We start from the raw sequence: 25,728 nt of genomic DNA, 5'->3' as shown, positions 1-25,728 counted from the left end.
AATGTGCGTTATTTTTTCACCATATCTATATGTGGAATGCTATCTTCTAAATATTCTTCAGAAATCGGTTGAAAGCCAAATGCACCATAAAATTTTTGTAAATGGGCTTGTGCACCGATTTCAATCGGTTGCTGTGGATAGTTTTCTTCAATAAAGCTCATCACTTCGGTTAACAATTTTTTGCCTAATTGTTGCTGACGCATGGTTTTTGCCACTAAGACACGACCAAAATGTACCGTTTCAGCCTCTTGATAAATCCGGGCATAGGCTAAAATATGTTCTGCTTCATCTGCAAACCAAAGATGTGTTGCTTCTAAATCAATGGTATCGATTTCTTGATAAGGACAGTTTTGTTCTACGACAAAAACTGCTACGCGCGTCTCTAGTAAGCGATGGTACTCAACCGTTGTTAATTCTGAAAAAGATTTTATCTGAATATTCATTCATTTCCTCCACTAAAAAAGAGCTTGCGCATTCGCTAAGCCCTTTTAATTTCTTATTAGACTGCCTCTGATAGAAATTCAATTTCGACTGTTTTTGTCAAAATATCTGAGTAACTATAGGAAACACGTTCAAACGAATTTTCGTCTGGATCAAGGTCCACCACAAATACAGATGGATATGTTTCTGTCAAGATTCCGCGGCGTTCTGTTTGACGTTTACGTCCAGTCTGAGCAACCAGCATAATCTCGCTGCCGATACGACCTTCCAAGTCTTTTTTAATTGTAGCTAAAGTTGTTGGCATCACGTTCACCTCGAAATCTATTCTAACATAATTGTCTGAAAATTTCAAGTTTACCACAATACAAATAAAATTTCAACTTCTATCTACCGGTTCATCAGAAAAATAATGCACAAAATTTTATTCATGCCGCGTATTTGCTCATAGCTAACAAAAGCAAGTTGTTACTTTTCAGCTTGTCGTAATTGCTGCGTAATTTTTCGTTTAGAACGATCATAGGCACTGCGCAAGGTGCGTTCGGAATAGTTGCTGACCTGATTTCCTAAAACGTAAACAGCAAATGCTTCTTTTTCTAAGGCTGATAATAAGTCTTGGCATTCTGCTAACGTTTCTTGTATCACAATATGATCTAAAGGATTGTCAGTCATTGTATATTCAGCTATTCCTTCACTACCTTCTTGTAAAAATTTTTGTTCATATGAGACGGTTTGTTGATTGCTTTTCCGTTTATATGCACATTCTTTTCGCACAAAACTGCGAATCCGATTTTCAAATGCACGCTTGAAAAAAGCTCCTAAAGTGGTACCAAATCCCGGTTCAAAACTTTGGAGACAATCATGGAACGTAATCAGGCCTTCTTGAAGCCAATCTTGATCGTCAAAATCACGCAAAAAATACTTATTACGAATACTATAAATTAACGGGCGATAATGTGAAAACAATTCACGCAAGGCGTCATCATCACCGTTTTTTGCTTGGCGAATTAAATGCTGCATAAAAACAAAAGCTCCTTCCATCAGTTGATGAAAAGAGCATAGCATGTTTATGTTGAAGATTCTCTCATTGATTGTTTCAAGTTTGGTCATTTTTTTGGTTTCTTCTGACTCAATTCTTTTAATTTCTGTTCTAATGCACTTAACTGGTTTTCGTCCCATGGCGAGTTGCGACGATAATTAGTAAAATGGATATCTTGTTGGTGTTGATGAATCGTTTTTTCCGTTTTTTGAACGGTCTTATATAATTCTCGAGCGGAAGTACGCAAGGCGCCTTGTGAAAATACCACCCATTGTTCTGCTAAATCGCTTGTTGCTACAGTTACTTGGGTTAAGCGATTATTTAATTCACCGGCTGTCCGCTCAATGTAACTATCTGCTGTTTCGCCTTCTTCGGTAAAGACAACTTCCAACTGATATTTGTTATAATTTTGCGTAATGCCCGGCACTAATTGGGCATCAAAAACCACAATCACGCGAATGTTTTCGTATTTCGCATAGTTTGATAGACGTTGCAACAAGGCTTCACGTGCATCTTCCAAACGATCTTGATTTTTTAATGTCGCTAATTCCGGCCAAGCACCAATCATGTTGTATCCATCGACTAGCAACAGTTGTGTTTTCATAGGCTATCGCCTCGTTGTCTAAAGGCTTCATACATTAACAGGCCGGCAGCAACCGATGCGTTCAAACTTTGCACATGACCTACCATTGGAATCGTCAGCATTTCATCGACGTCTTTTTTCAAGCCTTCACTCATACCACGACCTTCATTCCCAATAATTAAAGCAATTGAACCTTGGGCATTCCATTTAGAATACGGTGTGCCTTTCATATCGGTACCAAAAATCCAAAAACCCTTTTCTTTTAGTTCTTTGATGGCTTGATGAATATTTGTCACTCGAGCAACGGGAACATGTTCCACAGCTCCTGTAGATGTTTTGACTACAACTGGAGTAATACCCACTGCGCGATGTTTAGGAATAATAATACCATCTACTCCACTGGCATCGGCTGTACGTAAAATTGAACCAAAATTATGCGGGTCTTCCAAATTATCTAAAATCAAATAAAACGGATTTTCTTTGCTTTGCTCCATTAATTCAGGTAATGATAAGTACTCATACGGTGTGATTGCTAAAATTAGCCCTTGATGTACTCCTTGATTACTCATTTGATCTAATTTTTGTTTTGGTACCCATTTAATCGGAACGGATTGTTCGCGAGCCACTTCTTTTAATTCATCAATTTTATCACCGCGAGCATCCTCTGAAACGAATAATTTATTGCCACGACCTTGTTTTAAGGCTTCCACGACTGCATGGTGACCAAAAACAAAGTTCTCATCGATTTCTTCATCAGTTCGGACAGTCGGCTTATCTTCACGCGCATTTGGTCGACGTTTGTCGTTGTGCTTATCATTACGACGACGATCATTTTTAAAATTTTTCTTCATTATTCTTCATCCTTTGTATAAAAAGCCCACCCCAGAAGACTGAGGCGGCGTTTCATTAATTTGTTGCTAATTGTTTTAAAATTTCTGCTAATTGTGGATCATCATTAAATGGTGGGAGATAATAAAATTCTTCGCCACCGTTTTCCATGAAATATCCTTTATTTTCTTCTTCCAATTCTTCAATTGTTTCTAAGCAATCTGCGACAAATCCAGGAGCAATCACTAAGATTTTTTTGACCCCTTTTTTCGGCAAATCGGTTAAGGTCGCGTCAGTTGCAGGAGTTAACCATTCTGCTGGACCAAATTTAGACTGATACGTTTGGTAAAAAGGCACATCACTCAGTTGTTGCATAATTAATTCCGTTGTTTTCGTGCATTCGCTTGGGTAATCATCGCCATCGGTTACATAAGAAACGGGAATCCCATGATACGTAAACAATAACGCGTCCACTGGTTGTTTGGCAAGTTGGGCTTTAATTTTATCCGCAAAATATTGAATATACAACGGATGATCATAAAACGAGCGGACAAAATGCAAGTTAATAATTTTATCGCTTTTCACAAAATACTTCATGACATCATCAAAAACTGAACCAACTGTTGTACCAGAGTATTGCGGATACAAAGGTAAAATTGTTAAATCATCAATGCCTTCTGCTAGCAATTGATCAATCGCTTCTGGAATGAATGGATGACTATAAGACATGGCTAATGCGACTTTAGTATCCGGCAATAATGCTTGCAAATATGCTTGTTGTTGCTTGGCATAAATCAACAGTGGCGAACCTTCTTTGCGCCAAATGCTTTCATATAGTTTTGCCGATTTTTGCGGACGTGTCCGCAAAATAATGCCATTTAAAATAGGTTTCCAAATAGCAGGCGGCGTTTTTATCACACGTGGGTCAGACAAAAATACTTTTAAATACTCTCTTACATGTGCCGTAGTGGGACTTTTAGGCGTTCCCAGATTCACAATTAGAATCCCTTTTTTCGTCATGCCACTTTTCCTTCTGCTTCTATTTTTGTTCAGCGACTGCTTCAATGCACCATTGAATGAGTTCTTCTAAACGTGCTTTTTGTTCAGTCAAATGCAAATAACCCATCAGTGCCTCAAAACCAGTCGAAATACGATACGTTGTAATATCAGCATTTTTGGCACTTGTATGACTTTTACTATTTCGTCCACGACGATAAAAATCTTGCTCTTCTTCCGTTAAAATGTCTTCTTCTAACATTTTTTGGACCAAAGCTGCTTGGGCTTTTGCAGAAACATAGTGAGTGGCCAGGCGATGCAACTGATTAGGGCGAGTCTGTCCTTGCGACACGAGGTAATCACGAATATACACTTCGTAAATTGCATCCCCTACGTACGCTAAGGCTAAACCATTTAATTGTCGGTAATCTCTCATTATTCTTTTCTCCATCGGGTTCCTTGAGGGGTATCTTCTAAAATAATCCCTTGTTCTTTCAATAAATCACGGATTTCATCACTGCGACTAAAATTACGATCTTTACGTGCTTGATTACGTTCTTCAATGAATGCCTCAATGTCTGCATCCACTAATTCTTCTTGGAAAACAATTCCGAAAACGTCTAGTAATTGCGTAAAGGTTGCGCGGGCTTTTTCCAAAACAACTTGTGAGACTGCCGCTTGTTCACTATACATATTCAACCATTTTGCTAATTCATAAACAACTGTAATACCGTTAGCTGTGTTGAAATCATCATCCATTTCTTCGGTAAAACGAATCACTAACGCTTCGATTTCTGTCACTTTTTCAGTGTCTTCAGCTAGTGATTCTTGGGCATCAGCTAAACGGAAACCAGCATTTTCATACGCTGTGCGTAGTCGTTGCAAGTTGGTTGCCGCTTCTTTTAACGTTGTTTCACTGTAACGAATTGGACGACGGTATTGTGTTGTCGCCATAAAGAAACGTAAAACTTGTGGGTCAATTTGTTGTACCATGTCATGAACTGTCACGAAATTACCTAGGGATTTACTCATCTTTTCATCGTCATCACCAATTGTTACATAACCATTATGCATCCAGTAGTTCGCGAAAGTTTTACCAGTTTTGGCTTCACTTTGGGCAATTTCATTTTCATGATGTGGGAACTCTAAATCTTGCCCACCACCGTGAATGTCAATGGTATCCCCTAGTAATTTCGTCGCCATTACCGAGCATTCGATGTGCCAACCTGGACGCCCATGTCCCCATGGTGACTCCCAAGAAATTTCCTCAGGTTTGGCGGATTTCCATAATGCAAAGTCCAATGGATCCTCTTTAATTTGTTGTTCCTCACCAGTTCGTTGACTAGCACCAACTTCTAATTCATCAATCGATTGGTCACTTAATTTCCCATAAGTTTCAAACTTACGTGTACGATAATACACATCGCCTTTTGCTTCATAAGCATACCCTTTATCCATCAGAACTTGAATGAAATCAATAATATCATCAATATGATCCATAACACGTGGATGGGCGCAGGCAGGTTTGACATTCAAGGCTTGCGTATCTTCGGTAAATGCCTCGATAAAACGATCTGCTACTTCTGGCGCAGTGATTTTTAATTCTTTTGCTGCTCGAATAATTTTATCGTCAACATCTGTAAAATTAGAAACATAATTAACCTCATACCCTCGAAATTCTAAATAACGACGAACTGTATCGAAAGAAACCGTACTACGACCATTCCCAATATGGATATAATTATAAACGGTTGGTCCGCAAACGTACATTTTCACTTTTCCCTCTTTTAGAGGATGAAATTCTTCTTTTGTTCTACTTAATGTGTTGTAAATCTTGATCATTCGTAATTTTCTCTCCTTTCATTCGGACAACTTTCGCTGGTACACCAACGGCAGTTGCATCGGCTGGAATATCATGTAATACGACCGCTCCGGCACCGACTTTTGCTCGTTCACCAATGGTCACAGGCCCCAAAATCTGAACATGAGCAGAAATCAGTGCGCCCTTTTTAACAGTCGGATGACGTTTTGTCTTATGCTTTCCTGTTCCACCTAATGTGACATTATGATGCAAAATCACATCATCTTCGACTTCTGCTGTTTCACCAATCACCAAACCCATTCCATGATCAATAAAAACGCCTTGACCAATTTTTGCTCCAGGATGAATTTCAATACCGGTCATAAACCGCCAGAATTGTGCATTCATTTTTGCTAATAAATACCATTGATGTTGATATAAAAAATGAGAAATACGATGCCAAAATAGCGCATGAATTCCGGGGTAAGTCAAGATAACTTCAGCAGTTGAACGCGCGGCAGGATCATTATTTTTAACTGCTTGGACGGCCTTTTTTAACCAACTCATGTTCATTCACCTTCTTTTTTTCATTGTTGTGTGTATCTTTAGGGATCTGTCTAACCTTGCTTTGTTTTGTGATTCGGGGGAGGGGAACTACCCTCGCTTCGCTCTGCTAGTGCTGTTCATCATCAGCTCTCGTTCTCCCTACGGTCGACGAATCGCTGTGATTTGGGGGAAGGGAACTACCCTCGCTCCGCTCTGCTAGTGCTGTTCATCATCAACTCTCGTTCTCCCTACGGTCGACGAATCGCTGTGATTCGGGGGAGGGGAACTACCCTCGCTTCGCTCTGCTAGTGCTGTTCATCATCAGCTCTCGTTCTCCCTACGGTCGACGAATCGCTGTGATTCACAGCAAAAAGCGTCTTTTAAATAGGTTTCCCTATTTAAAAGACGCTTTGGGCGTGGTTCCACTTTTATTTGCAGAATCTCTCTGCCTCATCTAAGCGTAACGGGCTTTGCCGTCTTTGGTTTTTACCAAAGCCACTCCCAGGTGCATTTCCAAGTCCTTAATGATTGCTTTCACCACCCGCAATCTCTCTTTAAAAAAGGGCACTTGTACTTCGTCTGTTCACTGTGTTTATTATAAAACTTGATTTAAATGTGCTAAAGCTTTTTCTTTTCCTAGTAATTCAACTGTATCTGGCAATTCTGGTCCATGTGTTTGTCCTGAAACAGCAACACGGATTGGCATAAACAGGTTTTTACCTTTGACGCCAGTTTCTTTTTGAACTGCTTTAATGGCTGCTTTGACAGTTGGTGCATCAACAACATCCATCGCTTCTAATTGTGCTTTAAAGGCTTGTAAAACAGTTGGAACGGTTTCACCTGCTAACACTTCTTTAGCTGCCTCATCTAATACTGGATGCTCTGTAAAGAACAAGTTAGAGACATCAACGATTTCAGCAGCATAACTCATTTGTGGTTGATACAAGCTAACAACTTTTTTCAACCATTCCAAACGTTCTGGTGTTGGATTTTCTTCCATACGACCATCTGCAATTAAATAAGGTAAACACATATCTGTTAATACGTCTAAGTCTAATTGTTTCATGTAGTGGTTGTTAATCCACTCCAATTTTTTACCGTCAAAAGCAGCTGGTGATTTGCTTAAGCGAGTTGGATCAAATATTTTAACGATTTCTTCTGGAGAGAATAATTCGTCTTCACCCACTGGCGACCAACCTAATAACGCAATAAAGTTAAACATTGCTTCTGGTAAGTACCCTAGTTCACGGTATTGTTCGATAAATTGTAAAATTGATTCGTCACGTTTACTTAATTTTTTCCCTGTTTCAGAATTAATAATCAATGTCATGTGACCAAAACGTGGTGTTTCCCAACCAAATGCTTCATAAATCATCATTTGTTTTGGCGTATTGGCAATATGGTCATCGCCACGTAAAATATGGGTGATTTTCATTTCATGGTCATCAACGGCTACCGCAAAGTTGTAAGTTGGCATACCATCACGTTTTTGAATAACAAAATCGCCACCAACATTATCTGATTCAAAAACAATTTCACCTTTTACGATGTCATCAAATTTGTATTCCGCATTTTTTGGTACGCGGAAACGAATCACTGGTTGAATTCCCGCTGCTTCTTTTGCTTGTTGTTCTGCCACAGAAAGGTTCGCACATTTGCCACTGTAACGAGGAATTTCGCCACGCGCACGTTGCGCTTCACGTTCTTCTTCTAGTTCTTCTTCTGTACAATAACATTTGTACGCACGATTGCTTGCTAATAATTGGTCAATTAATGGTTGGTAAATTTCTTTACGTTCTGATTGACGGTACGGACCATATGCTCCTGGATTTTCTGGAGATTCATCCCATTCAACGCCTAACCATTTTAAGTTTTCTAATTGGCTTTTTTCGCCATCTTCAATATTACGTTTTTGGTCAGTATCTTCAATACGAATAATAAATTCGCCATCGTTGTGACGCGCATATAAATAGTTAAATAATGCTGTTCGAGCATTTCCGATGTGTAAATGCCCAGTTGGACTTGGTGCATAACGCACACGTACTTTTGTCATTGTCATCTTCCTCTTCTTTTGAATGCGAATGCTAACAATTAGCTTCGATAATAGATTCCTGCTTATCTAAAAAATAAGCCTTCAGCTAGAATTGTACATTTAATAAGCAGATTAGTAAAGTCAACCGACCAACTAATCCACTTTTCGAACAATTTTTTCTCTTTCTTTAGGCTTTTACTAAAGGTTTCCTCCATGATTAATAAACTTTTGAAAGACTAACTATATAAAATCAAGTGAAAACAACGAATAAGTGTATAACAAAAATAAAAAAAGGTGAAAAATCATCCTGATAGTAGTCAAAAATTCAAAAAAACACCCTTTAAAATAAAATTCAACCAGTTATTTCATCACAACTGGTTGAATGAATATTTAAAATATAGTAATATTAAATACTAGATAAGGAGGGGTAAAAATGATTAAAAAGAAAAAGTGGAATATTAGAAAAGTTGTTATTCTTTCGTTAATGAGTGTAGTTTTATTTACCTCAGGAACAACTGTTTTTGGAGCAATACATTTCTCTAACAGTACTCATACTTGGGATACAGTTGTTAGTGGTTTAGGTTCTCAGTCACGATATTGGCATAGAACTAAAGCACATTCAGCAACTGTAACAAAAGGGGACAAAATTGCTTCTCAATCAAAAAGTGCTAATTTAACGGCTACTGCTAGATTATTTGAATTTTCTGGTTGTAATTTTTATTACAATAACTGGTAAAAAATAAGTAACACGTGGATAATTAATCCACGTGTTACTTATTATATTTTATGCTATTGGGGGAATAGCTTTGAAAAAAACAATTACAGTAATTATGTCTCTAATACTAGTAGTTTCTAGCCTTGTTTTTACTTTATATTACAAAGAAAAAGATATCAATAATATTGAAAATATAGGCAGATTAAATAATTCATTTGAAATTTATATTAAAAATTCTAAAATGAATGCTAATCAAGGATTAACTACACTGGAATCTATAGCTAGAAAGTATGACGCTTCAATTATTAGGACAGATGAAATATATCGAAACAACATCTTAACAATATATAAATCTGGAATTTTTGCAGAAAATTACTTTGAGACATTGGACATCAACTTACGTTCGGGTAGATTACCAAATGACAAAGATGAAATTATTGCTACATATAAAACTGAAAATAGCAATCAAGTAGGTCTAATTAATGACATGTTTAATGATACTCCACTTGTTTTTGGACCACTGCAAGCCTTTTTTAAAGACAATAACACTTCGATAAATGGTAAGTATACTATTGTAGTGGAAGATAAAGAGTCCTTCTTAAATTCCATATCTACAGAATTCGATTTAGATAAAGCGGATTTATTAAATATCCCTTATTTCAAAGAATATAAGCAAGGGGTTATTTTTTACATCTTAATAGGTATAGTAGCTATTTTAGTATTACTATTGATGATGGTAATCTTTTTTGAACCATTATCCAATCTAAAACTGATTGGTGTTTTAAAATTACAAGGGTTTACTAATTTACATGCGTTGAGAATACTCACCAAAAACCAATTAATTATTCCAATCATCCTTCTCATTATGTCTATTCCAATACACTTTTTTCTTATACCAAATGTTACTATTGAATATTTAGTATATCTTATTTTCCTTCAAATATTAATTCTTATTTTTTATAATGCGTGTCTTTTGTTTTCATTAATTATAATAGACACATATAAGTTATCAAATATGATAAAGAATTACTTTAACACTAAATTAACATTATACTTTAATTATCTTTGTAAATTTATAATATTTACAATTTTGATATTAATCATTCCTAGTGTTTCATCTGGGATAAACATGTTAATTGAAAACCTTAATGTTCAAAGTATATATGAAGAACAAAAAAAATATGTAACTTTATCAAATTATGAATATACAGGTAACGAATTTCAAGAAAGCTTGGATAATAATCGTATATTGAGTAATAAAGTATTGAATTTTTTTAAAACATTAGAAAAAAATTCTGATGCAGAATACATGTTTAGTGAAAAATTATTACCTATTGATTTAGATCCAATAAATACGAAAGAATATAAAGATATTCATTTTAAGTCAAACGATTTTTATCATGTTGTTCAGGCTAATTGGAATTATATAAATAAATTTAATTTAATTAACAAAAATAATATAATATCAAACTCTTTTAATTTGTTAGTGCCTATTAATCAAAAAAGCGAAACAAAAAAAATCGAAGCTTTTATCAAACCTCACATAAATAGCTATATAGAAGAAAGTAAACGATATACAAGTATTGATGAAATTCCTGTTACGATTTTATATTATTACGAAGATATTGAACTTTTTTCTAATAACATTGAATTGATTGATGATAATAAAGGCTTATTAAATAACCCTATAATTTTATTAATGGACGAATATTCTTTAACAGCAAATAACAGTAGATTGTTAGATAGTGCAATATCCAATCCTTTAAAAATTATAAACACAGAAAATCATTTAGATAATATACAAAAAGCTATTACTCAGCATAATTTAGAGGATAACAACTTGAAATTAACAGACGCATTTAGTGCAGGTTATAAGACCCAACTAGATCAAATAAAAATAAGCACGTCTGTAATGATAATAGTGTTATTACTATTTCTCTGTATAAGTTCCTTGAGTTCCTTCTATATTTCTTTAATAACAATAATCACGCAAAGAAAAGAGCTTTTAGTTTCACGATTCCTAGGTTATTCTTTTCTTGATAGATACAAAAGACAAATAGTAAATGTTTTAATCATATATATTTTTGGTACTATTGAATCCATTGTTTTAGGAGTCAGTATTTTATCCTTAATTATTTATCTTACTATGCTAGTTTTGGATTTTTCTATCTTATCCTTTATGTTAAAAAAACAAGACAGTTTATTATTGAGTACTTCTTTAAAAGGAGGAAGTTTATGAATGCTATAAAAATTACTAACTATTCAAAAAAATTTAATGAAAAAATTCTTTTTTCTGATTTTAATTGTTCGATTAAAGTAGGAGAAATGATTGCTTTAGTAGGGCCTAGTGGATGTGGTAAGTCTATTTTATTAAATACTATTGGTCTAATAGAAAAATTGGAATTTGGAGAATTATATATACATGACAAACGGGCTCCTAAAATTAATTCAAAAAAGGCAAATATTATTATCAGACAAGAGATATCGTATTTATTTCAAAATTTTGCACTAATTGACAATTTTACCGTTGAAGAAAACTTAATTATGGCACTAAAGTATACTAATAATTCAAAAGAAAAAAAAGTACAAATCGTTAGTAATGCTTTAAAAGAAGTAAATCTGATAGGGTATGAAAAGATGAAAGTATATGAACTTTCTGGTGGAGAACAACAAAGAGTGTCGTTGGCGCGAAGCATAATAAAACCTAGTAGTATAATTTTAGCTGATGAACCTACTGGGTCACTCGATTCTAAAAATAGAGACTTGGTACTAAATATATTAAAAAAGATTAATAGTATGGGCAAAACTATTTTAATAGTAACGCATGATGAACATGTAGCTAATGAATGCGATCGAATAATTGAATTATAGATAAATAATTATGAGGTGACTGAACAATGAAAAAAATTTTTATATTTTTCCTACTTGCTGTCTTTATTATTCTTGGATCTTTTAGTATTTATGCTAATAAGATAGTATATGAAAATGACGTGATAGATAGATTAAATCCATTGCTAAAAAAAACTACAGGCTATGCCTCTTTGCCAAAACAAGTGACTTATAATAATGGCCAAGATTATGATGTAGATAAAGCCAAAAATAGAGAATTTCAAATTCCTGATGATTATGATACTTTGGTAGTCGATTCACCTGAAGATATTAACAGACTAACATTTTCAGGTGGGCAATCACCAGAGGGGAAAAATTATGCAGAAGTAGTCCATAAAGGCGCATACGTATATAAAATAAATTTTATTTCTTGGAATCAGATACCTGATGAAATAAAACCATATTTACAAAAATAATATCAATATAAAAGATGAGAATGACAATGAAAATTTTAGATAGAGCATTACTAAGTATTTATAGGCAAAAAAAAATGACACTTATTCTATTTATGATTATATTTATATTAGGAACTGTGATAATAAGCTCTTTTATGATTTACACAAGTAGCCAAAAAGTAGAGAAAGAGATTAAAAGTAGGTTGGGTGCTTCTGGTACTATATCATTAAACTATGAGTTGATAGAAAAAGATAAGGAAAATAATAGTTATTCTCCTGATAAAGAAATATTAACTGTCGATATGATAGAAGATATTTCTAAAAGCCCATATATCAAAAAATTTGAATATAATATATATGGAATTGCTGAAACGAAGAATCTTAATGCTGTAAAATTAGATACTAACAATGATACTGAAAAACAGAATATAGTAACATTCAAGGGTGTAAACAATCATGAGTTAATAGACATTGACAATGGTATAATCGAACTAGAAAATGGTGTTCTGTTTGAAAAGAACGATATAAAAGACGATTCTGGTAAAGCCATAATATCAAAAAATTTAGCAGATAGTAATAATTTGAATATCAATGATAAGATTACTTTAGATATATTAATCAAATCAGTGCTGCAAACAAATGAAAGTTTCAATATCAAAACTTACAGTGTTCCTATTGAAATTATTGGTATTTTCGATATAACAAAATCTAATATCAAAAATAAAAATATTGATGAAAACCAAGCTGCTCTATTGGAAGAACAAGTTAACACTATGTATTTTTCTAATGAGTTTGTGAAGAATTACAATAAAAAGACCATAGCAATTTTTAATGAGTTGAATCCTGATTTTTATATCAATTCAGATGGAACCCCTATGACTGAAAAACAAATAAATGAACTTGTTACTTTGGGAACCCCATATTATAAGTTGAAAAATATTGACAGTGTAAGTTATTTTACTGAAGAAGCGAATGCTATTTTACAAAATAGTTATTTCAAAGTCATAACCACAGATAATCAATATTCCTTGATAAGTGGAAATATAGAAAATCTTAATAAAATTTCTATAAATATTTTGTTGGGTACTGTATTGTCTAGCATTATAATCATAAATTTAGTAGTCATTTTATTTATGAAACAAAGAAAAAATGAAATAGCTGTGTTATTAGCATTAGGTGCGCAAAAGAAAAAAATAATGGAACAAATAATAATAGAGGTATTAATAATATCATGTATATCAGTCAGTTTATCTCTAGTGTCGAGCATAATTCTAGAAAAGCATATTTCTAACTCTTTTGTTTATTCTACTGATAGTTTATTACTAGAAGATAATGTTAGTAATTCAGAAGAAGAGTATTTAATGAGCAAAATTTCCGATGAATCAATTTCCCAAGATGATGTTCAAGAATTATACAAGGAAAGCTACAAAAGTATATATTATATTTTTATAGTATTGGTAATAATTTTACTTATTCTACTGTCTTTAATTGGATCTTTATTATATATTTTGCACCTAAATCCTAAAAAGATACTGTTAATTTAATCAATAGTATAATATAAAAAGAGTTTTTTTTAATAAAGCATCTACGTAGTATCATATGTTACGTGGATGTTTTATTTTATTATAATTTTTACTGTAAACATCGGTAGTAAAATGTCCTAAAACACCGGTTTGAAAAATGTCGGAAATCATACAATTTTGAATATATACTTAACTCATCCCATTACAAGGAGGTAACTGAGTGAGGAAAGATATTCAAGAAGGAGTGAAATTCTACATTATGAACAATATCAAACCAAATTACGCCGAATTGGCCAGACAATACGACTGTGACCCACGAACAGTACGTAATCATTTTAGAGAAGGTACAGGTGAGAAAACCAAAATCATCAAGAGGTCTTCTTCTAAAAAAATTAGTAAATTGGATCCATTTAAACCGCTGATTGAAGAGAAAGTTGCGGACGGCTGTTCTGCCACAGCTATTTATTCATTAATCAAGCGCTTAGGCTATGAGGGTAAAATTACGATCCTGCGCGATTATTGCCGCACGATCAAGGTAGAGAAAGTCAAAAAAGCAACGATACGAATTGAAACGTCCCCAGGACTTTCCGCCCAAGTCGATTGGAAAGAGAATATGACGCTTTATACCAGAGAGGGCCGAGCAATTACTTTTAACATTTTTCTGTATGTCTTGGGTTATTCACGATACAAGTATCTAGATCTAACCTTTGATCGCAAACAAGATACGTTATTTAACTGCTTGATTGAGGCATTTAAATTATCTGGAGGTGTTCCAACGGAGATATGGTTCGATAATATGAAAACGGTCGTTGATCGTTCAAAAACACAATTCACGAAAGTGAAATTTAATGATACTTTCTATGAATTCGCCAAAGATGCCGGATTTAATCCAATCGCTTGCCGTCCCTTTCGCCCACAAACCAAAGGGAAAGTAGAGGCATTGGCCAGAACCGTAGAACGACTTCGAGTGTGGAATTACTTATTTTATGATGAAACGGAATTAATTGAACTCGTCCATATGTTAATGGATGAACTCAATTATGAACATTCTCAGGCAACTGGTGAAGCGCCGGCATATTTGTTGGAAGCAGAAAAAGAGCACTTACACGATTTCGATGACCAGCTGTTGTACAAATACACGGAAGACGATATTACCCGTATCGTTACCGCAGAATCGCTCGTTCAATTTCGAAATAGTAAGTACTCAGTTCCCACTAAATATATTGGTGAAGAGGTCGATATTGAATTATCTTCAGACGACCAAATTCATATTCATTATAACGGAGAACGAATCAATTCTCACTATCTAAGTGATAAAAAATTTAACTATCAACGGACGGATCTTGTCGAGATTCTAAAATCGGATTTAATGAAACATGATGACGAGGCGGATATTCTCTCTTATATTGAAAATTCGTTGTCCCAATATGATGAGGTCTAGGAGATAAGAGTATGAGTAAACACATTCAGCTGCTTGATAATTTTGAAAGACTTGGTTTAAGAAGAATCCAGGAATATTATCCCAACTATGCCGAATTGGTCAATCGAGAAGGAATCTCTTTTTCTGATGCACTCCTTGAATTGACTACTCGTGAACTAGAATTCCGTCATCATACCAAAATCCAACGGATGATTGAAAAAGCGAAATTTCCAACGCACCGAGAATTAAAAGATTTTGATTTCCAATTCCAGCCGAGTATCCCTAAACAAGAAATCCTTTCGTTAGAAAGCTTGGGATTTATGGAGAGGACACAGAATATCCTCTTTATTGGAAATTCTGGAGTAGGGAAAACACACTTAGCGATAGCGATTGGTGTGGAAGCCTGCCGTCAGAACGTAAAAACTCTATTTATCAATTGTCATGAGTTGATTCAAAAGCTTCAAGCTGCTTATCAAAAAGGGACTTTGGAACGTGTGCTTAAGCGTTATGCCAACTATCATCTATTAATTATTGATGAAATCGGCTACCTTCCCATTGCCAAACAGGAAGCAAACTTGCTTTTCCAACTGATACGATTAAGATATGAAGCTCATTCAACCATTTTTACAACGAATACCCCACTATCGATGTGGGGCGAAATCTTTCAGGATACGGCCGTGACGGGTGCTATTCTGGATCGATTGGTTCATCATTCCATCAGGTTTCAAATCACGGGTCAGTCTTATCGTATGAAGGATTACCGTGAATCAAAAGAGCTTCGAATGAAAGAACCGATAACTAATAAAACTTAACCGGTGTTTCAAATGCCGGTCCGTTGTTTTTCAAATTCAACCGGTGAAGTACAAAATGTCACCGGTGAAAAACGACATTTTTCAAACCGGTGAAAAAGAGCATTTCCTAACCGGGGTTGACATTTTACAAACATAATGATGTACTATATCAATCAGAAAGACCACAAAATAGATTTCAAAAATTACTTTGATAGTTTATTATCACTTATTGATTTTTATATAGCCAAATTCAACTATATTTTCTCAAACCATTGAGTAAATACCTACTAAAAAAATAATAAAAGATCCATAAGATTTCATTCAATAAGAGGAGTGATTTATTAAAAAATAACTTTAATGCCTTCACTGTATTGAATGGAGTATTGATTGTTTCTAGATAAGTAAAAACAAAACTAGCCGAACACTACATTCGACTAGTTTGAGAGAGAAGCTGTTGTCACAGACTTCTTAATTCTCTTTATTATCAATACCACGACCAGAATGTGCTGGTTTGGCAAAAATCATGCGACCGGCTGCTGTTTGTAAAGCACTCGTCACAATGACTTTGATTCGTTCGTTCATATAATGTTGCCCATCTTCCACAACGACCATCGTTCCATCATCCAAATACGCTACCCCTTGTTGACGTTCCGTTCCAGCTTTGACAACTAGCACTTCCATCGCTTCACCTGGAATGACAACAGGTTTCACTGCATTAGCTAACGCATTGATATTTAAAACTGGTACATTTTGAAATTCCGCAACTTTATTTAAGTTGTAGTCATTGGTCACAACGACACCGTCTAACAATTTTGCTAAACGCAACAATTTACTATCGACTTCAGCAATATCTTCAAAATCACCGTCATACATTTCCACTGTGATTCCTTCTTCTTTTTGTAACGCATTTAAAATATCCAAACCACGACGTCCACGTACACGTTTCAAGCTATCGCCAGAATCAGCAATGTATTGTAATTCATACAAGACAAAATTTGGAATCATGATAACGCCTTCTAAAAAGCCTGTTTTAGCAATATCATAAATACGGCCATCAATAATGACACTCGTATCTAAGATTTTGTATTTATGAAACGCATCTTCGGATTTACGATCTAACAATTGCTGTTCTGTTTGTGGTTCCACTTTTTTATTTTTCGGACCAAAAATTTTCTTCCATTCTTCAATACGCGTAGTACCAATTTGAAATCCTAAATAACCAAGTAAACACATCACCAAAATCGGTGCCACACTATTTACAAAAGGAACATTCCAATTATAAAACGGAATCGAAACAATTAATCCAATAATTAAACCGATAATCGTCCCAATCGCACCAAATAATAAGTACGTCAGACTAAATTCGCTTAGCCTTTTCTCAATTTTTTTAATCCCAGCTGAAATTTGATTCACCACTAGCAATGAAAATAAATAAAAAATAATTGCACCTAATAAGCTATTGGTTACTGTATTATTTAGCCAGTCATTGTTGGTTTGTCCAATGGTATTCCAAGCAAGTGGTAGTAACGACACACCAATACTTGCACCGGCAATAACCATGAGAGCTGTAATGACACGTTTTTGCATATTCCATCCTCCAATTCTCATTCAGTATGACTCTATTTTCTCATACTGAATGAGTTTAATCTACGATGTTTTCTTTTTCTTAACGAAAAACACGTTTTAATGCTTCATCTAATGTTACTAAACCAACAACTTCAATTCCTTTGGGTGGTTCCCAATTGACTAAGTTATTTTTAGGAACATAGACTTTTTTAAATCCTAACTTTTGCACTTCTTTGACACGTTGTTCAATCGCATTCACGCGACGAATTTCACCAGTTAATCCAATCTCACCGATAAAACATTCTGTCGCTTCGGTGCCTTTTTCTTTGTAACTTGAAGCAATACTAACGGCAATCGCCAAGTCAATCGCAGGTTCGTTTAATTTCACGCCACCAGCCGCTTTTAAATAGGCATCTTGATTTTGCAATAACAAGCCTGCTCGTTTCTCCAAAACGGCCATAATCAACGATACACGATTGAAATCAAGACCTGTCGTTGTCCGTTTGGCATTCCCAAACATTGTCGGTGTGACTAAAGCTTGGATTTCGACAAGAATCGGGCGACTGCCTTCCATTGCTACGACAATCGCAGAACCCGTCGCTCCTGCTAAACGTTCTTCCAGAAAAACTTGTGATGGATTAGCGACTTCTTCCAAACCACCTTCACGCATTTCAAAAATACCAATTTCGTTGGTTGAACCAAAACGATTTTTAACCGCCCGTAAAATTCGGAAACTTTGATGTTGTTCTCCTTCAAAGTATAACACTGTATCAACCATGTGCTCCAACATTCGTGGACCAGCAATCGAACCTTCTTTGGTCACATGACCAACAATAAAAATCGCAATGCCATTGGTTTTGGCAATTTTCAGCAATTCAGCTGTGGTTTCACGAACTTGACTCACACTTCCTGCGACACTGCTAATATCAGGTTGTGTCATCGTTTGAATCGAGTCAATAATGACATAATCGGGTTCCAAGTTTTCAATCGCCCGACTAATATCGTGCATGTCCGTTTCTGCATATAAATAAAATTCATTATCCACCACGCCTAAACGTTGCGCCCGCATTTTAATTTGCTCGGCACTTTCTTCTCCGGAAACATATAAGACTTTGCCGCCGGTTGCCGCCAATTGTTGTGAGACTTGCAACAGTAACGTCGATTTCCCAATTCCCGGGTCACCACCAAGCAATACCATTGAACCAGGTACCACTCCGCCACCCAACACACGATTTAACTCGCCTAGTTGCGTTTGGACACGGGGTTCTTTTTTGGGCACAACGTCCGCTAATTTCATTGGTTGCATCTTTTGTCCTGTCAAAGTGGTGCGTGACCTACGATCCGAGGTATCTTGAATTTTTTCTTCCACCATTGAATTCCAACTGCCACATTGCGGACATTTTCCTAAATAACGAGGGGAAATATACCCACAGTGTTGGCATTCAAATTGTGTTTTTGCTTTTTTTGCCATCTTTGCCCTCCTTATTTATCAGAAGAACCAAAACCACCTGTGCGTTCACCAGTTGTTTCATCTTGATCGGCTTTTAAAAATGGCAAGAAAATTCCTTGACCAATTCGTTCTCCTTTTTTAATCGTGACATCACGTAAACCAACATTGGTAAATTGGAACATGATATGTCCTTCAGTTGAAGCATTGTTATAATAATCGCTATCAATGACGCCTACTCCATTGCTTAAAATCAAAAAGCGTTTTAAGGGATTGCTTGAGCGATTCGCTAATTGTAAAAATTCATCGTCACCCATGTAAGCTTTAATACCAGTGGGAACTAATACAGGTTTAATTTTCTTTTCTAGCGTTTGATTGTCGCCAACTTTTCGTGAGAAAAACTGCTTCCAAATACTTGGAATTACTACATCTGCTGCTGCTTCAAAATCGTAACCTGCCGCATGATTGGTTGCACGTACAGGTAAATTAATATTTTGTCCTTCAAAACTTGTGACACGTTCAAATCCTCGTTTTTTCATCATAAACCTCCAATAAATACTATGCTCATTTTAACATAAGTTCGCATAAAAACTGAAAGTTAATGGATTTGCTCTTAGCTTACGCAAAAAATACGAAGAAAGTTTGTTTCTTCTGTTGAGAAAACGTAAAACTATGACTACCTTTTTTCGTAATTGAACGACAATGGTTGTAGTTGCGTACACAAATAAGATGAACGACACTAATTGCATCGTTCATCTGTCTACTGGATCAAAGAAAAGTTATTCAATTAGCTGCAAATAGTCTGTTTCAGAAATCGTTGAGTGTGCTAGCGCTTTTAAGATAGCTTCTGAAAGAACATTTGCCGCTAACGCTCCCACCATATTCACATCAGCTACCACCTCTCCAAGTGAAAAAGTATAAATCGCATCGCCATCTGCCATCGTATTGACTGGTCGCACAGAACGAGCCAAACCAGTGCGTGCCATGACTGAAATACGATTCATTTCAGGTGCTGAAAATTTTGCATTCGTAAAAATAGCTGCCAATGTCGTATTGGCACCGTTCGTTAACGCTTGTTGTGCCTGAATCATTAAGTCATCTGTTGGTAAAAAATTGCGCCGGTCTGGGGTAACTACTCCCGCTACTTTTTTTCCTGTTTGATAATCGAAAACATCACCGACAGCATTCACCACAACCATGGCGCCAATTTGCAAGTCTCCCACTTCCACAGCAAAATACCCCACCCCAGCTTTTTGACTTTGTGGCATCCCACATAATTTGCCGACTGTTGCTCCGGTACCGGCACCCACACTTCCAGAAAGTGGTTCTGCGGCTTGTTCCGCAGCAACACAAGCCGCATACCCCATGTCCGCATCAGGTCGAATCTTCGCATGTCCAATATTCAAATCAAAAATACACGATTGAACCACTAAGGGGACCACGACTTTTCCCACAGCATACCCAACGTGACGCTCTTCTAAGTAACGCATGACACCGTCCGAAGCGGCTAATCCATAAGCTGAACCACCTGAAAAAACCACCGCATTCATTGATTTATCATCTGTGAGTGGCGACAATAAATGTGCTTCACGACTTGCTGGTCCGCCCCCACTAATATCTACTCCTGCGTTATTCTTTTCTAACAAAGCAACAGAGACGCCAGTCATACCATCCATCCGTTGCACTTGACCAAAACGCACACCTTCGATTGCACTGATTGGAATAACTTTCCAGTTAAGACTTTGTGTATTATTTGCCATCGCTTGTTCCTGCTTTCATTTCAATTTTTTTCGCTACGTTAGTTATTGGTATTAATTGTAAGCAAGTTTGCATTATTTCGCTAGCACTATTTTGGTGACTGGCTTATAACCTAGACATTGCTAGAAGGGGACGTATCTTTTTTATAAAAAAATCTCGCTCAATTTTTCTGAAATTTGAAAGAATTTACATGACGAAATACCTTTTTGCTAGTACAATAGAAACACTATATAAACTAAAAGAGGTAGCTTATGCGAAAAAATTTACACAAAGCCAAACGTGTCGTCATTAAAATTGGAACTAGTTCCTTAATCTACCCCAATGGCAATATTAATTTAGCTGGTATTGATGAATTGGCATTTGCATTAACAGATTTAAGAAATCGTGGGAAAGAAGTTATCTTGGTTTCTTCTGGAGCAGTCGGTGTAGGGATGAATAAATTGAACATGGGACGTCGCCCAGCGTCAATCCCTGAACAACAAGCCGTCGCAGCTGTTGGACAAGCCGAACTTATGTCTATTTATGGCCAACGTTTTGGAACCTATAGCCAACAAACAGCGCAAGTCTTATTAACACGTGATGTCATTGAATTTCCGGAAAGCCGCAAAAATGTAGTCAATACCTTGAATCAGTTGTTAAAAATGGGCATCATTCCCATCATTAATGAAAATGATACGGTGGCAGTCGATGAGTTAGATCACACCACCAAGTTTGGTGATAATGACCAACTTTCTGCTATCGTACTACAATTGATTGATGCGGATTTATTGATTATGCTTTCTGATATTAATGGCTTTTATTCCGATAACCCAACGACGAATAAAAATGCCAAATTGTATTCACGAGTGACAGAAATCAATGATGATTTGTATTCTCGTGCAGGTGGCAAAGGCAGTCAATATGGTACAGGTGGCATGTACAGCAAGCTAAAAGCAGCGCAACGCGTGTTGGAAAATCACAGTGCCATGGTCTTAGCAAATGGTAAAAGTCCCAAAGTTATTTTTGATATTGTCAACGGCGAAGAAATTGGAACATTCTTTAAGGAGGAATGAGTATGACAGATTTAAACAAATTAGGGCAACAAGCCAAAGAAAGTGCGTATCAATTAGGTTTGTTAGATACCGCAACAAAAAATCAATTATTGGCAAAAATGGCCGATGCACTAGAAGCAAATACGCCTGTAATTTTAGAAGCAAATGCACAAGACTTAGCAAAATCGGATGATTATGGCATCAAAGAAACCATGAAAGATCGTCTACGTTTAACTGAAGAACGCATTAAAGAAATGGCAGATGGCATTCGCCAAGTTATTCAATTACCAGATCCAATTGGTGAAGTGGAAAAAATGTGGAAAAACGCGGATGGTTTGATGATTGGTCGTCAACGCGTGCCATTAGGCGTCATCGGGATTATTTATGAATCACGTCCAAACGTAACAACAGATGCCGCTAGTTTGTGTTTCAAAACCGGCAATGCGGTCATTTTACGGGGCGGGAAAGAAGCCTTCTATTCCAATCAAATTTTAGTAAAAATTTTGCAAGATACACTCGTTGCTAATGATTTCTCACCTTATGCGATTCAATTTATTGATGATACTTCACATGCTATTGCCAACGAATTGATGCGACTAACAGAATATTTAGATGTGTTAATTCCTCGTGGAGGTGCTGGGTTAATTCAACGCGTGAAAGAAACAGCGACTGTACCAGTGATTGAAACAGGAACTGGAAACAATCATGTCTATGTGGATAAAGACGCACAACTACAAATGGCACTAGATATTGCAGTCAATGCCAAAGTGCAACGCCCTTCTGTCTGCAATGCAATCGAAACGCTATTAGTACACCAAGATGTTGCTGAATTTTTCTTGCCAAAATTGGCAGAAACCCTTGATGGTCAAGTTGAATTCCGTGGCGATGAACGTGCGCTGCCATTTTTACCAAATGCTAGCGTAGCGACAGAAGAAGATTGGGCAACAGAATATCTTGATTATATTTTGGCAGTAAAAGTTGTGGATTCGATTGAAGAAGCCATTACGCATATTAATCGTTACAACACCAAACATTCAGAAGCTATCGTTACCGACAATTACTTTGCCTCACAAAAATTCTTAAAAGAAGTCGATGCTGCTGCTGTTTACGTCAATGCATCCACACGTTTTACAGATGGATTTGTTTTTGGCTTTGGTGCAGAAATCGGGATTTCTACCCAAAAACTGCATGCTCGCGGACCAATGGGCTTACCAGAACTAACATCCACAAAATATATCGTCTACGGTGATGGACAAATTCGTGGATAATCCTTCTTAGGTCGGATGTTTTCTTCTCTTATTTTTGATAAATTAAATACAAGAAGAAAACAGGAGGAAAAAATGATGAATAATTCGACAGTGTCAAATATTATGAAGTTAGTGATTGGTTTGATTATCGCAAGTTTCGCTCTTAAAATTATTTTATCCTTAGTAGGTGGATTGTTTTACGTAGCCTTTAAATTTGGTATTCCCTTATTAATCGCATTCTTTATTGTCCGTTGGTTAACTGGTTCTAAAAAATATAACAATCGTCGATATTACTAATAATAGACAAAAAACGAGTGACCTCACAAAAGGTTACTCGATTTAAACTGCAGAGAAAGCTCCTATTGGGCAATCTCCCATCTAAAAGAGGCTGTTTTTCAGCCTCTTTATTTTTTATGCTTAAAAAACAAGGTTTTCTTAGGTTTTGTTTCTTTTACTGTTTTTTCTTCTAACAATTGTTTGCTTTGCTTGACCACGTAATCATTGACATAATACAGATAAATGAGACTACCAGTTTTCACATATTTATGAAACAAATCTAACTTGGGATCAGAATCTACCACAATATTTTCATGGGTATGCGCATATTTTTTATGCGGTGTCGCTAATTTCAACACAGGTTTTAAGCCTTCATTCAATAAAAATTCTTTTGCTTCCTCTACATTCATTCCAATCACATCAGGTAATTCACGTTGACGTGATTCGGAAATGACTTGTTCATCCACATAATACAGTTTAATTAATGAGCCGATTTTCGCTTTTTTTCCTTTAGGTGAAATTGCGACCACTTCACCCGCTGTTTTATTTTGATATTTTTTCATTGGTTTGGCTAAAACTTCCTGTGTGATAAAGCCTAAATCTTCTAAAATATCTTTGGCGCGTGTGATATCTAATTCTACAACTTCCGGCACATCACGATACAATTTTTTATTTTCACGGCGACTATCCAATTCTTTGGAAATAATCGGGGCCGTTTCTTCAATTGTTTTATTAATCAATTCGGTTGAATCAGGAAGCACTCGTAACACTTTGCCCACTGGACCGAGAAGTTTCCCAATACTTCTTTCTTTTTTTGCCATCGTCCTTCCTCCTATTTAAGAAAATCCGCTCTCAATACCATTATAGCAAAGAATATTCACAACGACACTTGTGAGATATTGTGGAGATTTTGAATGTCATTTTTATTTTTCATTTCATTTTCAGTAAATTTCTTGCTATACTACCAATTATCTAGCAAAAAATGGAGGAACCATCTGTGAAAATCGGATTACGTACGATTAAAACTGGGCTAAGTGTTTTTATTTGTATTTTAATTAGTATTGTCTTTCATCGTGAAACCTATGTCGTCGCTGCATTAACAGCCGTTTTTACGTTACGAGAAGATATGATAAACACGTTGAAATTTGGGAAACACCGCGTGGTAGGAAATACCTTTGGTGCGATGTTTTCAATTGTGGCTATTTTTCTGTTTAAATTATTTGGCGATGGTAAAGAAGTACAACTATTTATTATGCCCTTATTGATTATTTTTATGATTTCCCTCTTGTCACATTTTGGCTATCAAGAAGGAACCGTTGGCGCATGTGCAACCTTATTGACGATTTTATTTATGATTCCTGAAACTGAATCGTATCACTATGCTTTTGCGCGAGTCATCGATAGTTTTATCGGAATGTTTGTAGCAATAGGTGTGAATCAATTATTGCCCAATAGAAAAATGCTAAAAGACTTGGAAAAACAGTTAAACAACTGAGTTTCCAAATCTTTTTTCTAGTTAATATTTGTTTTAATAAAACCTCTACCCCAACGCCACATCTAAAATCATCATAATGACAAATCCTAACATTGTACCAAACACGCCAAAATGACGTCTCGTTGGCGAAGACAAATGTGCTTCTGGAATCAATTCTTCCACAACGACATAAATCATTGCGCCTGCTGCAAATGCTAACGCATAAGGTAAAATGACGGTCATTTTTGTGACTAATAATGCACCAATAACGCCAGCAACTGGTTCAACAAATCCTGAGGCTTGCCCATGGAAAAAGGCCTTCGTGCGACTTAAGCCTTCTTGTTGTAATGGAATCGAAACTGCAGCACCTTCTGGGAAATTTTGAATACCAATCCCAATGGCGACTGATAATGCTGCTAAAATCGCGGCACGTGGATCATCAGCATTGGCAGCTGCCCCAAAAGCCACGCCGACAGCTAATCCTTCTGGAATATTGTGCAGTGTGATTGAGAAGACCAACAAAATAGTCCGCTTAAAATGACTCGGAATGCCTTCTGGTTGCTCATCTTGTCCAAAATGTAAATGCGGTAAAATTTTATCAGCTACATATAAAAATAACCCACCCAAACCAAAGCCAATACTCACGACTAACCACGGAATATCGCCATTTTCTGTTGCTCGTTCAATCGCTGGATCTAATAACGACCAAAAGCTCGCCGCAATCATTACCCCTGAAGCAAACCCTAACATCGTACTTAATACATTACGGTTAATACTTTTAAAGAAAAAAACCAATGCGGCACCTAAAGCTGTCATAAAATACGTAAATCCTGTCCCCACTAATGCTTGTTGCCACGGTTGTAAACTTACTAACCAATCGACCATTTTTTTCCTCCACTATCTTTAATCAATGATATCGTTTTTATTTTAAGG

At 36.0% G+C, this 25,728-nt stretch carries 27 protein-coding genes and 1 other annotated feature; of the genes, 11 read left to right on the top strand and 16 right to left on the bottom strand.

Annotation, left to right across the window (positions count from 1 at the left end):
• Positions 1–8 precede the first annotated feature (8 nt).
• The 10 genes from PYW32_RS00240 to gltX all read right to left on the bottom strand — a co-directional run bounded on the left by PYW32_RS00240 (position 9) and on the right by gltX (position 8,284).
• Positions 9–443 (bottom strand): GNAT family N-acetyltransferase, encoded by a 435-nt coding sequence (locus PYW32_RS00240; protein ID WP_016176081.1) that lies wholly within the window; start codon positions 441–443, stop codon positions 9–11.
• A 56-nt stretch (positions 444–499) separates the two neighbouring features.
• A complete protein-coding gene (locus tag PYW32_RS00235; RefSeq protein WP_016176080.1) occupies positions 500–745 on the bottom strand; it encodes a Veg family protein in 246 nt (81 codons plus the stop codon).
• A gap of 161 nt (positions 746–906) precedes the next feature.
• A complete protein-coding gene (locus tag PYW32_RS00230; protein ID WP_016176079.1) occupies positions 907–1,458 on the bottom strand; it encodes a sigma-70 family RNA polymerase sigma factor in 552 nt (183 codons plus the stop codon).
• An 86-nt stretch (positions 1,459–1,544) separates the two neighbouring features.
• A complete protein-coding gene (locus tag PYW32_RS00225; protein ID WP_016176078.1) occupies positions 1,545–2,081 on the bottom strand; it encodes an NYN domain-containing protein in 537 nt (178 codons plus the stop codon).
• Complete coding sequence (rlmB, locus tag PYW32_RS00220; RefSeq protein ID WP_016176077.1) at positions 2,078–2,911, bottom strand: 23S rRNA (guanosine(2251)-2'-O)-methyltransferase RlmB; 834 nt, start codon at positions 2,909–2,911, stop codon at positions 2,078–2,080. The genes PYW32_RS00225 and rlmB overlap by 4 nt, the downstream gene beginning before the upstream one ends.
• 55 nt (positions 2,912–2,966) lie before the next feature.
• The gene (gene hemH, locus PYW32_RS00215) at positions 2,967–3,908 is read right to left on the bottom strand and encodes a ferrochelatase (protein WP_016176076.1); all 942 of its coding nucleotides are present in this window, start codon (positions 3,906–3,908) and stop codon (positions 2,967–2,969) included.
• Between the two features lie 19 nt (positions 3,909–3,927).
• Positions 3,928–4,320 carry a Mini-ribonuclease 3 gene (locus tag PYW32_RS00210; RefSeq protein WP_016176075.1) on the bottom strand — a complete coding sequence of 131 codons (393 nt, stop codon included), beginning with the start codon at positions 4,318–4,320 and terminating at the stop codon, positions 3,928–3,930.
• Positions 4,320–5,726 (bottom strand): cysteine--tRNA ligase, encoded by a 1,407-nt coding sequence (gene cysS / locus PYW32_RS00205; RefSeq protein ID WP_016176074.1) that lies wholly within the window; start codon positions 5,724–5,726, stop codon positions 4,320–4,322. Before cysS ends, PYW32_RS00210 begins: the two co-directional genes overlap by 1 nt.
• Entirely contained in the window at positions 5,698–6,252 is a 555-nt protein-coding gene (epsC, locus tag PYW32_RS00200) for a serine O-acetyltransferase EpsC (RefSeq protein ID WP_016176073.1), read from the bottom strand. The genes cysS and epsC overlap by 29 nt, the downstream gene beginning before the upstream one ends.
• A 377-nt stretch (positions 6,253–6,629) precedes the next feature.
• Positions 6,630–6,827 (bottom strand) — a binding site (T-box leader).
• Positions 6,827–8,284 carry a glutamate--tRNA ligase gene (gene gltX / locus PYW32_RS00195; protein WP_016176072.1) on the bottom strand — a complete coding sequence of 486 codons (1,458 nt, stop codon included), beginning with the start codon at positions 8,282–8,284 and terminating at the stop codon, positions 6,827–6,829. It overlaps the preceding feature by 1 nt.
• 412 nt (positions 8,285–8,696) lie before the next feature.
• On the opposite strand from gltX, the gene PYW32_RS00190 reads away from it, so the two are divergent.
• From PYW32_RS00190 to istB, 7 genes are all read left to right on the top strand, one after another.
• The gene (locus tag PYW32_RS00190; RefSeq protein ID WP_016176071.1) at positions 8,697–8,999 is read left to right on the top strand and encodes a lactococcin 972 family bacteriocin; all 303 of its coding nucleotides are present in this window, start codon (positions 8,697–8,699) and stop codon (positions 8,997–8,999) included.
• 70 nt (positions 9,000–9,069) lie between these two features.
• Positions 9,070–11,217 carry a hypothetical protein gene (locus PYW32_RS00185; protein WP_245558503.1) on the top strand — a complete coding sequence of 716 codons (2,148 nt, stop codon included), beginning with the start codon at positions 9,070–9,072 and terminating at the stop codon, positions 11,215–11,217.
• Positions 11,214–11,849 carry a putative bacteriocin export ABC transporter gene (locus PYW32_RS00180; protein ID WP_016176069.1) on the top strand — a complete coding sequence of 212 codons (636 nt, stop codon included), beginning with the start codon at positions 11,214–11,216 and terminating at the stop codon, positions 11,847–11,849. The genes PYW32_RS00185 and PYW32_RS00180 overlap by 4 nt, the downstream gene beginning before the upstream one ends.
• Before the next feature lie 26 nt (positions 11,850–11,875).
• The gene (locus PYW32_RS00175) at positions 11,876–12,283 is read left to right on the top strand and encodes a YxeA family protein (protein ID WP_016176068.1); all 408 of its coding nucleotides are present in this window, start codon (positions 11,876–11,878) and stop codon (positions 12,281–12,283) included.
• 26 nt (positions 12,284–12,309) lie between these two features.
• Complete coding sequence (locus PYW32_RS00170) at positions 12,310–13,806, top strand: FtsX-like permease family protein (RefSeq protein ID WP_016176067.1); 1,497 nt, start codon at positions 12,310–12,312, stop codon at positions 13,804–13,806.
• A gap of 199 nt (positions 13,807–14,005) precedes the next feature.
• On the top strand, positions 14,006–15,226 hold the full coding sequence (gene istA, locus PYW32_RS00165) for an IS21 family transposase (RefSeq protein WP_016176066.1): 1,221 nt from the start codon (positions 14,006–14,008) through the stop codon (positions 15,224–15,226).
• 11 nt (positions 15,227–15,237) lie between these two features.
• Entirely contained in the window at positions 15,238–16,017 is a 780-nt protein-coding gene (gene istB, locus PYW32_RS00160; protein WP_016176065.1) for an IS21-like element helper ATPase IstB, read from the top strand.
• A gap of 447 nt (positions 16,018–16,464) precedes the next feature.
• On the opposite strand, the gene PYW32_RS00155 is transcribed toward istB, so the two are convergent.
• The 4 genes from PYW32_RS00155 to PYW32_RS00140 form a co-directional block, all read right to left on the bottom strand.
• Entirely contained in the window at positions 16,465–17,583 is a 1,119-nt protein-coding gene (locus PYW32_RS00155; protein ID WP_016176064.1) for a PIN/TRAM domain-containing protein, read from the bottom strand.
• Positions 17,584–17,662: 79 nt separating this feature from the next.
• Positions 17,663–19,033 (bottom strand): DNA repair protein RadA, encoded by a 1,371-nt coding sequence (radA, locus tag PYW32_RS00150; protein WP_016176063.1) that lies wholly within the window; start codon positions 19,031–19,033, stop codon positions 17,663–17,665.
• Between the two features lie 11 nt (positions 19,034–19,044).
• Entirely contained in the window at positions 19,045–19,548 is a 504-nt protein-coding gene (locus PYW32_RS00145) for a dCTP deaminase/dUTPase family protein (RefSeq protein ID WP_016176062.1), read from the bottom strand.
• Between the two features lie 240 nt (positions 19,549–19,788).
• Positions 19,789–20,769, bottom strand: a complete 981-nt coding sequence (locus PYW32_RS00140) for a P1 family peptidase (protein WP_016176061.1) — start codon at positions 20,767–20,769, stop codon at positions 19,789–19,791.
• Positions 20,770–21,018: 249 nt separating this feature from the next.
• Between PYW32_RS00140 and proB the strand changes: the two genes are divergently transcribed.
• The 3 genes from proB to PYW32_RS00125 all read left to right on the top strand — a co-directional run bounded on the left by proB (position 21,019) and on the right by PYW32_RS00125 (position 23,342).
• Positions 21,019–21,819 carry a glutamate 5-kinase gene (gene proB, locus PYW32_RS00135; protein WP_016176060.1) on the top strand — a complete coding sequence of 267 codons (801 nt, stop codon included), beginning with the start codon at positions 21,019–21,021 and terminating at the stop codon, positions 21,817–21,819.
• Positions 21,820–21,821: 2 nt separating this feature from the next.
• Positions 21,822–23,066: a glutamate-5-semialdehyde dehydrogenase gene (locus PYW32_RS00130; protein WP_016176059.1), complete on the top strand. Its 1,245-nt coding sequence runs from the start codon at positions 21,822–21,824 to the stop codon at positions 23,064–23,066.
• A gap of 75 nt (positions 23,067–23,141) precedes the next feature.
• Entirely contained in the window at positions 23,142–23,342 is a 201-nt protein-coding gene (locus tag PYW32_RS00125) for a hypothetical protein (RefSeq protein WP_245558504.1), read from the top strand.
• 107 nt (positions 23,343–23,449) lie between these two features.
• Here the strand turns inward: PYW32_RS00125 and PYW32_RS00120 are convergent, their stop codons facing one another.
• On the bottom strand, positions 23,450–24,142 hold the full coding sequence (locus PYW32_RS00120) for a PASTA domain-containing protein (protein ID WP_016176057.1): 693 nt from the start codon (positions 24,140–24,142) through the stop codon (positions 23,450–23,452).
• A 176-nt stretch (positions 24,143–24,318) separates the two neighbouring features.
• Here PYW32_RS00120 and PYW32_RS00115 point away from each other — a divergent pair, with 176 nt between their 5' ends.
• Positions 24,319–24,816, top strand: coding sequence for an FUSC family protein (locus tag PYW32_RS00115; protein ID WP_016176056.1), 498 nt, complete (start codon positions 24,319–24,321; stop codon positions 24,814–24,816).
• A 45-nt stretch (positions 24,817–24,861) separates the two neighbouring features.
• Here PYW32_RS00115 and PYW32_RS00110 read toward each other — a convergent pair whose 3' ends face one another.
• Positions 24,862–25,680, bottom strand: coding sequence for a ZIP family metal transporter (locus PYW32_RS00110; protein WP_016176055.1), 819 nt, complete (start codon positions 25,678–25,680; stop codon positions 24,862–24,864).
• Between the last annotated feature and the right edge of the window lie 48 nt (positions 25,681–25,728).

Source organism: Enterococcus saccharolyticus subsp. saccharolyticus (assembly GCF_029023825.1).
GTDB lineage: Bacteria > Bacillota > Bacilli > Lactobacillales > Enterococcaceae > Enterococcus_F > Enterococcus_F saccharolyticus.
Note: the sequence above shows the minus strand (reverse complement) of the source record. Positions and strands in the feature narration are given on the sequence as shown.

Coding starts and splice junctions, on each gene's coding strand:
- proB (WP_016176060.1), top strand. CDS start 21,019: ATGCGAAAAAATTTACACAAAGCCAAACGTGTCGTCATTAAAATTGGA.
- PYW32_RS00225 (WP_016176078.1), bottom strand. CDS start 2,081: ATGAAAACACAACTGTTGCTAGTCGATGGATACAACATGATTGGTGCT.
- PYW32_RS00190 (WP_016176071.1), top strand. CDS start 8,697: ATGATTAAAAAGAAAAAGTGGAATATTAGAAAAGTTGTTATTCTTTCG.
- istB (WP_016176065.1), top strand. CDS start 15,238: ATGAGTAAACACATTCAGCTGCTTGATAATTTTGAAAGACTTGGTTTA.
- PYW32_RS00180 (WP_016176069.1), top strand. CDS start 11,214: ATGAATGCTATAAAAATTACTAACTATTCAAAAAAATTTAATGAAAAA.
- PYW32_RS00235 (WP_016176080.1), bottom strand. CDS start 745: ATGCCAACAACTTTAGCTACAATTAAAAAAGACTTGGAAGGTCGTATC.
- PYW32_RS00145 (WP_016176062.1), bottom strand. CDS start 19,548: ATGAAAAAACGAGGATTTGAACGTGTCACAAGTTTTGAAGGACAAAAT.
- PYW32_RS00210 (WP_016176075.1), bottom strand. CDS start 4,320: ATGAGAGATTACCGACAATTAAATGGTTTAGCCTTAGCGTACGTAGGG.
- PYW32_RS00175 (WP_016176068.1), top strand. CDS start 11,876: ATGAAAAAAATTTTTATATTTTTCCTACTTGCTGTCTTTATTATTCTT.
- PYW32_RS00155 (WP_016176064.1), bottom strand. CDS start 17,583: ATGCAAAAACGTGTCATTACAGCTCTCATGGTTATTGCCGGTGCAAGT.
- radA (WP_016176063.1), bottom strand. CDS start 19,033: ATGGCAAAAAAAGCAAAAACACAATTTGAATGCCAACACTGTGGGTAT.
- rlmB (WP_016176077.1), bottom strand. CDS start 2,911: ATGAAGAAAAATTTTAAAAATGATCGTCGTCGTAATGATAAGCACAAC.
- epsC (WP_016176073.1), bottom strand. CDS start 6,252: ATGAGTTGGTTAAAAAAGGCCGTCCAAGCAGTTAAAAATAATGATCCT.
- cysS (WP_016176074.1), bottom strand. CDS start 5,726: ATGATCAAGATTTACAACACATTAAGTAGAACAAAAGAAGAATTTCAT.
- hemH (WP_016176076.1), bottom strand. CDS start 3,908: ATGACGAAAAAAGGGATTCTAATTGTGAATCTGGGAACGCCTAAAAGT.
- PYW32_RS00110 (WP_016176055.1), bottom strand. CDS start 25,680: ATGGTCGATTGGTTAGTAAGTTTACAACCGTGGCAACAAGCATTAGTG.
- PYW32_RS00240 (WP_016176081.1), bottom strand. CDS start 443: ATGAATATTCAGATAAAATCTTTTTCAGAATTAACAACGGTTGAGTAC.
- PYW32_RS00125 (WP_245558504.1), top strand. CDS start 23,142: ATGAATAATTCGACAGTGTCAAATATTATGAAGTTAGTGATTGGTTTG.
- PYW32_RS00230 (WP_016176079.1), bottom strand. CDS start 1,458: ATGCAGCATTTAATTCGCCAAGCAAAAAACGGTGATGATGACGCCTTG.
- PYW32_RS00140 (WP_016176061.1), bottom strand. CDS start 20,769: ATGGCAAATAATACACAAAGTCTTAACTGGAAAGTTATTCCAATCAGT.
- PYW32_RS00120 (WP_016176057.1), bottom strand. CDS start 24,142: ATGGCAAAAAAAGAAAGAAGTATTGGGAAACTTCTCGGTCCAGTGGGC.
- PYW32_RS00130 (WP_016176059.1), top strand. CDS start 21,822: ATGACAGATTTAAACAAATTAGGGCAACAAGCCAAAGAAAGTGCGTAT.
- gltX (WP_016176072.1), bottom strand. CDS start 8,284: ATGACAAAAGTACGTGTGCGTTATGCACCAAGTCCAACTGGGCATTTA.
- PYW32_RS00170 (WP_016176067.1), top strand. CDS start 12,310: ATGAAAATTTTAGATAGAGCATTACTAAGTATTTATAGGCAAAAAAAA.